Here is an 11426-nt window from a genome sequence, read left to right as displayed (position 1 = left end):
TAAGGAGCATCTAGCTGCCGCGAGGCAGCCAGAGCCACTACGTCGGCGAATGATCGACGGTGGTTAGCTCATGGGTGGAACGTTGACTACTCGGCATCTTCAGCCAGCTCGGGCTGCTAGTACTGCTCTTCGGAGCGTGGAACACAGGCCGCGAGTGGCGAGGGTGTCGGGCACGCTGTTGGGTGTCTGAGGGAACGAAACTTTCCTCAGCTGCCGGCCCCAGTGCACTCGGACCTTCGGGTTCGGGGTGATGGGTGGCTGGTCGTTGTTTGAGAACTGCACAGTGGACGCGAGCATCTGTGGCCAAGTTTTTAAGGGCGCACGGTGGATGCCTTGGCACCAGGAACCGATGAAGGACGTGGGAGGCCGCGATAGTCCCCGGGGAGTCGTCAACCAGGCTTTGATCCGGGGGTTTCCGAATGGGGAAACCCGGCAGTCGTCATGGGCTGTCACCCACTGCTGAACACATAGGCAGTGTGGAGGGAACGCGGGGAAGTGAAACATCTCAGTACCCGCAGGAAGAGAAAACAACCGTGATTCCGGGAGTAGTGGCGAGCGAAACCGGATGAGGCCAAACCGTATGCGTGTGAGACCCGGCAGGGGTTGCGCATGCGGGGTTGTGGGATTTCTCTTGATCAGTCTGCCGGCTGGTCGGCGAGTCAGAAACCGTATGGATAGGCGAAGGACATGCGAAAGGTCCGGCGTAGAGGGTAAGACCCCCGTAGTCGAAATCTGTACGGCTCGCTTGAGAGACACCCAAGTAGCACGGGGCCCGAGAAATCCCGTGTGAATCTGGCGGGACCACCCGCTAAGCCTAAATATTCCCTGGTGACCGATAGCGGATAGTACCGTGAGGGAATGGTGAAAAGTACCCCGGGAGGGGAGTGAAATAGTACCTGAAACCGTGTGCCTACAAGCCGTGGGAGCGTCGGGATCTTCGGATCCTCGTGACTGCGTGCCTTTTGAAGAATGAGCCTGCGAGTTTGCGGTGTGTTGCGAGGTTAACCCGGGTGGGGAAGCCGTAGCGAAAGCGAGTCCGAATAGGGCGCTTCAGTAGCACGCTCAAGACCCGAAGCGGAGTGATCTAGCCATGGGCAGGTTGAAGCGGAGGTAAGACTTCGTGGAGGACCGAACCCACCAGGGTTGAAAACCTGGGGGATGACCTGTGGTTAGGGGTGAAAGGCCAATCAAACTCCGTGATAGCTGGTTCTCCCCGAAATGCATTTAGGTGCAGCGTCGTGTGTTTCTTGCCGGAGGTAGAGCACTGGATAGGCGATGGGCCCTACCGGGTTACTGACCTTAGCCAAACTCCGAATGCCGGTAAGTGAGAGCGCGGCAGTGAGACTGTGGGGGATAAGCTCCATGGTCGAGAGGGAAACAGCCCAGAGCATCGACTAAGGCCCCTAAGCGTACGCTAAGTGGGAAAGGATGTGGAGTCGCACAGACAACCAGGAGGTTGGCTTAGAAGCAGCCACCCTTGAAAGAGTGCGTAATAGCTCACTGGTCTAGTGATTCCGCGCCGACAATGTAGCGGGGCTCAAGCGTACCGCCGAAGTCGTGTCATTGCAGCGTATAGCCCCAACGGGTGCTGTGATGGGTAGGGGAGCGTCGTCTGCCGGGTGAAGCGGCACTGGAAGGTAGTCGTGGACGGTTGACGAGTGAGAATGCAGGCATAAGTAGCGATTCACACGTGAGAAACGTGTGCGCCGATTGACTAAGGGTTCCTGGGTCAAGCTGATCTGCCCAGGGTAAGTCGGGACCTAAGGCGAGGCCGACAGGCGTAGTCGATGGATAACCGGTTGATATTCCGGTACCCGCTGTGGAGCGTCAAACATCGAATCCAGTGATGCTAAGGCCGTGAAGCCGCCCCGGAGCCTTCGGGCAAAGGGGAGTGGTGGAGCCGCCGGACCAAGCTGGTAGTAGGTGAGTGATGGGGTGACGCAGGAAGGTAGTCCATCCCGGGCGGTGGTTGTCCCGGGGTAAGGGTGTAGGACGCAGGGTAGGCAAATCCGCCCTGCACGTGTCTGAGACCTGATGCCGAGCCGATTGTGGTGAAGTGGATGATCCTATGCTGTCGAGAAAAGCCTCTAGCGAGTTTCATGGCGGCCCGTACCCTAAACCGACTCAGGTGGTCAGGTAGAGAATACCGAGGCGTTCGGGTGAACTATGGTTAAGGAACTCGGCAAAATGCCCCCGTAACTTCGGGAGAAGGGGGGCCAGTCCTGGTGATCCAATTTACTTGGTGAGCTGGGGGTGGCCGCAGAGACCAGCGAGAAGCGACTGTTTACTAAAAACACAGGTCCGTGCGAAGCCGTAAGGCGATGTATACGGACTGACGCCTGCCCGGTGCTGGAACGTTAAGGGGACCGGTTAGCTCCATTTCGGTGGGGCGAAGCTGAGAACTTAAGCGCCAGTAAACGGCGGTGGTAACTATAACCATCCTAAGGTAGCGAAATTCCTTGTCGGGTAAGTTCCGACCTGCACGAATGGCGTAACGACTTCTCGACTGTCTCAACCATAGGCCCGGTGAAATTGCACTACGAGTAAAGATGCTCGTTTCGCGCAGCAGGACGGAAAGACCCCGGGACCTTTACTACAGTTTGATATTGGTGTTCGGTTCGGCTTGTGTAGGATAGCTGGGAGACTGTGAAGCACGCACGCCAGTGTGTGTGGAGTCATCGTTGAAATACCAGTCTGGTCGTGCTGGATGTCTAACCTGGGTCCGTGATCCGGATCAGGGACAGTGTCTGATGGGTAGTTTAACTGGGGCGGTTGCCTCCTAAAGGGTAACGGAGGCGCCCAAAGGTTCCCTCAGCCTGGTTGGCAATCAGGTGTTGAGTGTAAGTGCACAAGGGAGCTTGACTGTGAGACCGACGGGTCGAGCAGGGACGAAAGTCGGGACTAGTGATCCGGCGGTGGCTTGTGGAAGCGCCGTCGCTCAACGGATAAAAGGTACCCCGGGGATAACAGGCTGATCTTCCCCAAGAGTCCATATCGACGGGATGGTTTGGCACCTCGATGTCGGCTCGTCGCATCCTGGGGCTGGAGTCGGTCCCAAGGGTTGGGCTGTTCGCCCATTAAAGCGGTACGCGAGCTGGGTTTAGAACGTCGTGAGACAGTTCGGTCCCTATCCGCTGTGCGCGTAGGAGTCTTGAGAAGGGCTGTCCCTAGTACGAGAGGACCGGGACGGACGAACCTCTGGTGTGCCAGTTGTTCTGCCAAGGGCATGGCTGGTTGGCTACGTTCGGGAGGGATAACCGCTGAAAGCATCTAAGCGGGAAGCCTGCTTCGAGATGAGGACTCCCACCCACTTGATGGGGTAAGGCTCCCAGTAGACGACTGGGTTGATAGGCCGGATCTGGAAGCCAGGTAACTGGTGGAGGTGACCGGTACTAATAGGCCGAGGGCTTGTCCTCAGTTGCTCGCGTCCACTGTGTTAGTTCTGAGGCAACGACCGTTGCCGGCTTTGAGCAGAACGCATAACTACAGAGTGTGCTTGTTCGCTCGAAACCATTAGGGTTTCGGTGGTCATAGCGTGAGGGAAACGCCCGGTTACATTCCGAACCCGGAAGCTAAGCCTCACAGCGCCGATGGTACTGCAGGGGGGACCCTGTGGGAGAGTAGGACGCCGCCGAACAATCTTTGGAAGGACCCCTGGTCACCAGCGTTCAGCTGGGACCAGGGGTCCTTTCGTTTTTACAATGCTTGCGGTACCTAAGACAGGAGTCACCATGTCCACCAACTCTCCCGACGAGCGACCGGAGCGCGACCAGCGGCGACGGGACAGTGGTGACCGTGGTGAACGCGGCGGCTACCACGGCGACCGTGGCGGCTTCCGTCGTGACGACCGTGGTGGGGACCGTCCGTCCTACCGCCGTGACGACGACCGTGGCGGCTACGGCCGGCGCGATGACCACCGCGGTGACCGTGGCGGCTTCCGTCGCGACGACAGGCGTGACGACCGTCGGGATGACCGCCGGGACGACCGGGGTGAGCGCGGTGGGTTCCGCGGCCGTGACGACCGTGGTGGTTATGGCCGTCGGGACGATCGTCGTGAGGGTGACCGGGGTGCGCGTCCGGCGTACCAGCGGGACGACCGGGACCGTGGGCCGCGTCGGGACGACCGCCGTGACGACCGTGGCGGCTTCCGTCGTGACGACCGGGGTGGGGACCGTCCGTCCTACCGCCGTGACGACGACCGTGGCGGCTACGGCCGGCGCGATGACCACCGCGGTGACCGTGGCGGCTTCCGTCGCGACGACAGGCGTGACGACAGGCGTGACGACCGCCGTGACGACCGCCGTGACGACCGCCGGGACGACCGGGGTGAGCGCGGTGGGTTCCGCGGCCGTGACGACCGTGGTGGTTATGGCCGTCGGGACGATCGTCGTGAGGGTGACCGGGGTGCGCGTCCGGCGTACCAGCGGGACGACCGGGACCGTGGGCCGCGTCGGGACGACCGCCGTGACGACCGTGGCGGCTTCCGTCGTGACGACCGGGGTGGGGACCGCCCGTCCTACCGCCGCGACGACGACCGTGGCGGCTACGGCCGGCGTGACGACAGCCGCGGCGGTGGCTACGGCGACCGGCGTGACGACCGCCGTGACGACCGCGGTGGTTTCCGTCGGGACGACCGCCGGGACGACCGGGGTGAGCGCGGCGGGTTCCGCGGCCGTGACGACCGCGGTGGCCGTGGGCCCCGCCGGGACGACCGTGCTGGACGGCCTGGCGGCTTCCGGGGGCGTGACGACCGCCGCGACGACCGGCGCGACGACCGCCGGGGCGGTGGCCGCTTCCGCGACGAGCGTGACCGTGACCGTGACCGCGACCGGGACCGCGAGCCGATCAAGCGGCTGCCGATCCCGGAGGACGTCACCGGTGACGAGATCGACAAGGACGTCCGGCAGGAGCTCCAGAGCCTGCCCAAGACGCTCGCGGAGGATGTCGCCAAGAACCTGGTGATGGTCGCCCGGCTCATCGACGAGGACCCCGAGGGCGCCTACGCCTACTCGAAGGTGGCCCTGCGCCTGGCGTCCCGCGTGGCCGCCGTACGCGAGGCCGCCGGGTTCGCGGCGTACGCCAACCAGAAGTACGGCGAGGCCCTCGCGGAGTTCCGGGCCGCGCGGCGGATGACCGGCAGCGTGGACCTGTGGCCGGTGATGGCCGACTGCGAGCGCGGGCTCGGGCGGCCGGAGAAGGCGCTGGACATGGCCGGTGCCCCGGAGGTGCACAAGCTGGACAAGGCCGGTCAGGTCGAGATGCGGCTCGTCGCGGCCGGTGCCCGGCGGGACATGGACCAGTTGGACGCGGCCATCGTGACCCTGCAGAGCCCCGAGCTCGCCTCCAACTCGGTCCAGCCGTGGACCGCGCGGCTGCGGTACGCATACGCCGACGCCCTACTGGCCGTCGGCCGGGAGGGCGAGGCGCGGGAGTGGTTCGCGAAGGCCGTGGAGGCCGACCGGGACGGCAGCACGGACGCCTCCGACCGGCTCGCCGAGCTGGACGGCGTGGAGTTCGTCGACGCCCTGGACGAGAGCGAGGGCGAGCCCGAGAAGCCGTCGCAGGAGGACGGCGACGAGGACTGACGGCAGTCACCGAAAGGCAGTCACTGCAAGACGGTCACTGCAAGACGGTCACTGAAAAGGGGGCAGGTTCCCGGGGAACCTGCCCCCTTTCGCGTTCCCGGTACTCAGATCTCCAGCGCCCGCAGCACCAGCCCCGACGCCGGCTTCGGGCCGAACGACGTCGACTTGCGGGGCATCGTGACGCCCTGTCGGGCCAGGTCGCGTACAACCTCCTCGCGGACGGGGTGCATCAGGACGGCCGTACCGCCGTCGCGTTCCGCCTTGGCGACCGTCGCGGCCGTGTCGTGGATGTACGCGATGTGGGCCGGTGAGTCCTCGGGGATGTGCCAGACATGGTCGAGGAGCGTGGCGTGCAGGACCGTGGCGTCCAGGGAGCGCCAGGCCGCCGGGTGGTCGGCCGGGATCGTCCGGGCCAGCAGGTCGGGGTCCGGGTGGTCGAGCAGGTGGAAGGCGCCGTCGCCGGCCAGCAGGAAGGCGTTGCCCGCGCAGGACGCGTCCGCCAGCGTCTCCAGCGCCTCGGCGAGCGGTGTGTCGAGGCGCCGTACCCGGAACAGGCCCTCCACGGCCGCGAGTGCGTCGGCGACCGGAAGCCCGTGCAGCAGGCGGTGGATGGCGCGGACCCGCAGCGGGTAGCGGGCGGTGTCGACGAGCAGGACCAGGCCGTGGTCCCAGGGGCTGGGGGAGGGGTGCTCGGCGCGCAGCCGCAGATAGGTGGCCCAGCGGTGGTGGCCGTCGGCGATCAGGGCCTGCTGGTGGGCCAGGTCGGACTGGATGCGGGCCAGGTCGGCGGGGTCGGTGACGGACCAGAGGCGGTGGCGGAAGCCGTCCTCGGTGGTCGTGGCCAGCAGCGGGGGCTTCTCCGCGGTGCGCTCGACGACCTCGGCCGCCGTGCCGTCGCCGCGGTAGGTCAGCAGCAGCGGCTCCAGGTTCGCGCGCGTGGCCCGCATCAGGGCCGCGCGGTCGGCGACCACGGGCGGCATGACGTCCTCGTGCGGCAGCACCACGCCCTCGGCCGGCTCCGAGACCCGCAGGGCGCCGATGACACCGCGCTGGAGCATCCCGCTCTCGTCCTGCTGCTCGTAGACGTACAGGCCGGGCTCCGGGTCCGCGGTGAGGATGCCCTCGTCCAGCCAGCGGCGCAGGGTGTCGGCCGCCTGCTCGGTGCGGGCGCTCGGGGTGCCGGCCTGGGGCAGGATCAGCCGGACGATGTTGTACGGGTCCGCGGACTGGAGGTGGTGCACCCCGTCGGGCCGTACGACGACGTCGTAGGGCGGGGAGGTGACGGAGGCGAGGCTGCCGACCCGGTCGGGGTCGTAGCGAAGGCCGCGGAACGGGGTGAGTTCCAGGCCCCGGCGCGCCGTTGCTTCCGAGTGACCTGCAGTGTTCATCCCGGCATCGTACGTGTGTCAGTGGGGTGCGGGATGATCGGGGGAAAGACGGTCGAACGAGGAGCGATGTGGAATGAGCCAGGCGGTCAGGACGAGGCCCGAGGGCAGTGGGCAGCCCCTGAGCGAGGCGTACGACACGGCGCTGCTCGATCTGGACGGGGTGGTGTACGCGGGCGGGAGCGCGATCCGGCACGCGGTCGACTCGCTGGCGGTGGCGCGTTCCGGCGGGATGCATCTGGCGTACGTCACCAACAACGCGCTGCGGACCCCGGACACCGTGGCCGAGCATCTGACGGAGCTGGGCATACCGACGGGCGCCGATGACGTCATCACCTCGGCGCAGGCGGTCGCGCGGCTGATCAGCGAGCAGGTGCCGGCCGGGGCCCGGGTGCTGGTGATCGGCGGCGAGGGGCTGCGGGTGGCGCTGCGCGAGCGGGGCCTGGTGCCCGTGGAGTCGGCGGACGACGATCCGGCGGCGGTCGTGCAGGGGTACGGCGGGCCGGACCTCACCTGGGGCCGGTTCGCCGAGGCGTCGTACGCGGTGGCGCGCGGGGTGCCGTGGTTCGCGTCCAACACCGACCTGACGATTCCCAGCGGGCGCGGCATCGCGCCGGGCAACGGGGCGGCCGTGGAGGTCGTACGGATCGCGACGGGCAAGGAGCCGCAGGTGGCGGGCAAGCCGCTGCCGCCGATGCACCGCGAGACGATCCTCCGGACCGGCGCGAAGCGGCCGCTGGTGGTCGGGGACCGGCTGGACACGGACATCGAGGGCGCGTTCAACGGCGGGGTGGACTCGCTGCTGGTGCTGACCGGTGTCACCGACGGCGTCCGGCTGCTCGCGGCGCCACCGCACCACCGGCCGACGTACGTGGACGCCGATCTGCGCGGACTGCTCACCGGGCAGCCGGACGTCAGCCCGCTCACGGAGGGCTTCCGGTGCGGTGGCTGGACGGCCACGGCCGGGGCCGACCGGCTGGAGCTGGAGGGCGGCGGGGAGCCGTTGGACGGGCTGCGGGCGCTGTGCGCGGCGGCCTGGACGGCGGCCGGCGACGGCAGCTGCGAGCTGGACGGGGGGAAGGCGCTGGCGCGGCTCGGACTGTGAGGCGTCCGCACCCGGGATCGAGATCGATAGCGAGGGTAGGCTAACCTAACCTCGTGTTGGTCGACAGTCCTCCGGAACAGCGCGCGGAGACCGCCCCCGCGTCCCCGACCCACCGGGCGGCAAGGCCCCTTGGGCTCCTGCTCTCCGCCGCGATCCTGGTGCTCGTCGCCCTGGCGAGCATCGCGATCGGGGCGAAAGCCCTCCCACCGGACCAGGTCTGGCACGGCCTGTTCCACGACACGGGGACCTACGGCGACGTCGTCGTGGACGAGCGGCTCGCGCGCACGGTCCTCGGCCTGCTCGCCGGTGCCGCGCTCGGCCTCGCGGGCGCGGTGCTGCAGGCGCTCACCCGCAATCCGCTGGCCGACCCCGGACTGCTCGGCATCAACGCCGGTGCCTCGGCCGCCGTCGTCACGGCCATCACCTGGTTCGGCGTCACCAGCCTCACCGGCTATGTGTGGTTCGCCTTCCTCGGGGCGGCGGCGGTCGGCGCGCTGGTGTGGTTCCTCGGCGGCAGCCGGGGCGCCACCCCGATGCGGCTCGCGCTCGCCGGCACCGCCATCAGCGCCGCCCTGTACGGCTATCTGCAGGCCGCGATGATCCTGGACGACGCGGCGCTCGGCAGGATGCGCTTCTGGACGGTGGGTTCGCTGGCCTCGGCCACGAACGCGACCATCCTGCAGGTGCTGCCGTTCCTCGCGGCCGGCATGGTCCTGGCGCTCGCCCTGGCCCGGCCGCTGAACGCCGTCGCGATGGGCGACGACACCGCCCGCGCCCTCGGCGCCAACCTGGGCCGCACCCGCGCCCTCGCCATGCTCGCCGCCACCGTCCTGTGCGGCGCCGCCACCGCCGCCTGCGGACCGATCGTGTTCGTCGGCCTGATGGTGCCGCACGTCGTGCGCTCCTTCACCGGCCCGGACCTGCGCTGGATCCTGCCGTACGCCACCGTCCTGTCGCCCGTGCTGCTGCTCGGCGCGGACGTCGTCGGCCGGGTCGTGGCCCGCCCCTCGGAACTCCAGGTCGGCATCGTCACCGCGATCATCGGCGGCCCGGTCTTCATCTTTCTCGTACGACGGCGCAGGACGGCCCAGCTGTGAAGACCCGATCCGTGAACCGGGCCGTCCGCACTCCCGGCGGGCTCTCCCTGCGCCTGGACCTGCGGGCCCTGCTCGTCGTGGTCCTGCTGCTGGCCGCCGCCTGCGCGGCGGGCGTCGCGCTGATCGGCACCGGCGACGCGAAGATCCCGGCGGCCGACGTGCTGCGGACCCTCGCCGGGAACGGCAGCGCCTACCAGGACTTCGTCGTGAACGAGCTGCGCCTGCCCCGCGTCCTGGTCGGCCTGCTGGTCGGCGCCGCGCTGGGCCTGGGCGGCGCGCTGTTCCAGTCCGTCTCCCGCAACCCGCTCGGCAGCCCGGACGTGCTGGGCCTCTCCCAGGGCTCGACGGCGGGCGCGCTGGTGGTCATCGTGCTGCTGTCCGGCAGCACCACGCAGGTCACCGTCGGCGCCCTGATGGGCGGCCTGGTGACCGGACTCGCCATCCATCTGCTCGCCTGGAAGCAGGGCGTGCACGGATACCGGCTCGTCCTGGTCGGCATCGGTGTCTCCGCGATCGCCACCGCGGTCAACGGCTATCTGCTCACCAAGGCCGACCTGGTCGACGCGGCCCGTGCGGTGGTGTGGATGACCGGTTCACTGAACGGCCGGGACTGGGACCAGGTCTGGCCGCTGCTCGCGCTGTGCGCCGTCCTCGTCCCGCTCGTCCTCGTCAACGCGCGCGGGCTCAGGATGCTGGAGATGGGCGACGACGTCGCGAACGCCCTCGGGGTCCGTGTGCAGTGTGTGCGGCTGGTGCTGACGGTCTGCGCCGTGCTGCTCACCGCCGCAGCCACCGCGGCCGCCGGACCCGTCAGCTTCGTCGCGCTCACCGCGCCCCAGCTGGCCCGGCGCCTGACCCGCTCACCGGGCCCGAACCTGGTGCCCTCCCTCTGCATGGGCGCCGCCCTGCTGGTCGCCGCCGACTGGGCCTCGCAGCGCGCCTTCGGCGCCGACCAGCTGCCCGTCGGCGTGGTCACCGGCGTCCTCGGCGGCGGCTATCTGCTGTGGCTGCTGGTCACGGAGCGCAGGGCGGGCCGGATATGAGCCGCACCGACACGAACACGACCGGGAGCACCGTGAACCGCCTGTCCGCGCAGAACGTCACCCTCGCCTACGACCAGCGCGTCATCGCCGAACGGCTGTCCGTGGAGATCCCGGACAACTCCTTCACGGTGATCGTCGGCCCGAACGCCTGCGGCAAGTCGACGCTGCTGCGGGCGCTGTCGCGGATGCTCAGGCCGAGCGAGGGCCGGGTGCTGCTCGACGGGCAGGTCATCCAGTCGATGCCCGCCAAGAAGGTGGCCCGGACCCTCGGCCTGCTGCCGCAGACGTCCATCGCGCCCGACGGCATCACCGTCGCCGACCTCGTCGGCCGGGGCCGCTACCCGCACCAGGGCCTGCTGCGCCAGTGGTCGGCGGAGGACGAACGGGTCGTGAGTGAGTCGATGCGCCGGACGGGGGTCGCCGAGCTGGCCGACCGGTACGTCGACGAGCTGTCCGGCGGGCAGCGGCAGCGGGTGTGGATCGCCATGGCGCTCGCCCAGCAGACCCCGCTGCTGCTCCTGGACGAGCCGACCACCTACCTCGACATCCAGCACCAGATCGACGTCCTCGACCTGTGCGCCGAGCTGCACGAGACCCAGGACCGCACCCTGGTCGCCGTCCTGCACGACCTCAACCATGCGGCCCGCTACGCCACCCATCTCATCGCGCTGCGCGGCGGCGAGGTGATCGCCGAGGGCGCCTCGAACGACATCGTCACCGCCGAGCTGGTGGAGCGGGTGTTCGGGCTGCGCTGTCAGGTCATCGACGACCCGGAGACCGGGACGCCCCTGGTGGTACCGGCAGCCCGGAAGGCACGAAGCGCAGCGGCTTCCTGAGCCGGAGGCCTACAGCAGCTTCCTGAGCCGGAACAGATCCAGCAGGCTCGCCTCCAGCCGCACCCGGCCCTTGCCCCAGGCGGTCGCGAAGTTCAGCGCGCCGCCCACCAGGGACACCAGGTCGTCCCCGGCCATGGCGAGCCTGATCTGCGCCTTCTCACGCGGCGGCCCGGGATGGGTCTCGTCCACCTCGATCCGCCCGCCCGTCATCCGGCCGGTGAAGGTGACGTCCAGGTCGGTTATGTGACAGCTCACCGAGCGGTCCAGGGCGGCGGCCGCCCGAACGTCGCCCTCGGCGCCCTGCATGTTGTCCGAAAGCTTTTCCAGTGCGGCGCGGCACTCCTCGATCGTGGCCATCGCCCACGACGGTACCGC

Annotated in this window: 7 protein-coding genes and 2 rRNA genes; 7 read left to right on the top strand and 2 right to left on the bottom strand. The window is 68.2% G+C overall.

The features are described from left to right. The first annotated feature begins 301 nt into the window (after window positions 1-301). The 3 genes from ACQPXS_RS13135 to ACQPXS_RS13125 all read left to right on the top strand — a co-directional run bounded on the left by ACQPXS_RS13135 (window position 302) and on the right by ACQPXS_RS13125 (window position 5585). A 23S ribosomal RNA gene (locus ACQPXS_RS13135) occupies window positions 302-3416 on the top strand. A 104-nt stretch (window positions 3417-3520) separates the two neighbouring features. Beyond that, a 5S ribosomal RNA gene (rrf, locus tag ACQPXS_RS13130) occupies window positions 3521-3637 on the top strand. Between the two features lie 1216 nt (window positions 3638-4853). Next, the gene (locus ACQPXS_RS13125; protein WP_351804472.1) at window positions 4854-5585 is read left to right on the top strand and encodes a hypothetical protein; all 732 of its coding nucleotides are present in this window, start codon (window positions 4854-4856) and stop codon (window positions 5583-5585) included. Between the two features lie 104 nt (window positions 5586-5689). Here the strand turns inward: ACQPXS_RS13125 and ACQPXS_RS13120 are convergent, their stop codons facing one another. Beyond that, entirely contained in the window at window positions 5690-6973 is a 1284-nt protein-coding gene (locus ACQPXS_RS13120) for a DUF1015 domain-containing protein (RefSeq protein ID WP_356314115.1), read from the bottom strand. Window positions 6974-7046: 73 nt separating this feature from the next. On the opposite strand from ACQPXS_RS13120, the gene ACQPXS_RS13115 reads away from it, so the two are divergent. From ACQPXS_RS13115 to ACQPXS_RS13100, 4 genes are read left to right on the top strand one after another with little or no spacing between them, the layout of a single operon-like run. Next, window positions 7047-8075 carry an HAD-IIA family hydrolase gene (locus tag ACQPXS_RS13115; protein WP_433449343.1) on the top strand — a complete coding sequence of 343 codons (1029 nt, stop codon included), beginning with the start codon at window positions 7047-7049 and terminating at the stop codon, window positions 8073-8075. Window positions 8076-8128: 53 nt separating this feature from the next. Continuing rightward, window positions 8129-9172, top strand: coding sequence for a FecCD family ABC transporter permease (locus tag ACQPXS_RS13110; protein ID WP_433449342.1), 1044 nt, complete (start codon window positions 8129-8131; stop codon window positions 9170-9172). After that, window positions 9169-10215: a FecCD family ABC transporter permease gene (locus ACQPXS_RS13105; RefSeq protein ID WP_433449341.1), complete on the top strand. Its 1047-nt coding sequence runs from the start codon at window positions 9169-9171 to the stop codon at window positions 10213-10215. The genes ACQPXS_RS13110 and ACQPXS_RS13105 overlap by 4 nt, the downstream gene beginning before the upstream one ends. Continuing rightward, window positions 10212-11051 (top strand): ABC transporter ATP-binding protein, encoded by an 840-nt coding sequence (locus ACQPXS_RS13100; protein WP_433449340.1) that lies wholly within the window; start codon window positions 10212-10214, stop codon window positions 11049-11051. The genes ACQPXS_RS13105 and ACQPXS_RS13100 overlap by 4 nt, the downstream gene beginning before the upstream one ends. 9 nt (window positions 11052-11060) lie before the next feature. Here the strand turns inward: ACQPXS_RS13100 and ACQPXS_RS13095 are convergent, their stop codons facing one another. Next, entirely contained in the window at window positions 11061-11408 is a 348-nt protein-coding gene (locus tag ACQPXS_RS13095) for a sterol-binding protein (protein ID WP_433449339.1), read from the bottom strand. Window positions 11409-11426: the final 18 nt, after the last annotated feature.

This window comes from Streptomyces sp. CA-142005 (genome assembly GCF_050942335.1).
Taxonomy (GTDB): domain Bacteria; phylum Actinomycetota; class Actinomycetes; order Streptomycetales; family Streptomycetaceae; genus Streptomyces.
This window is presented reverse-complemented; position numbering and strand designations above follow the sequence as displayed.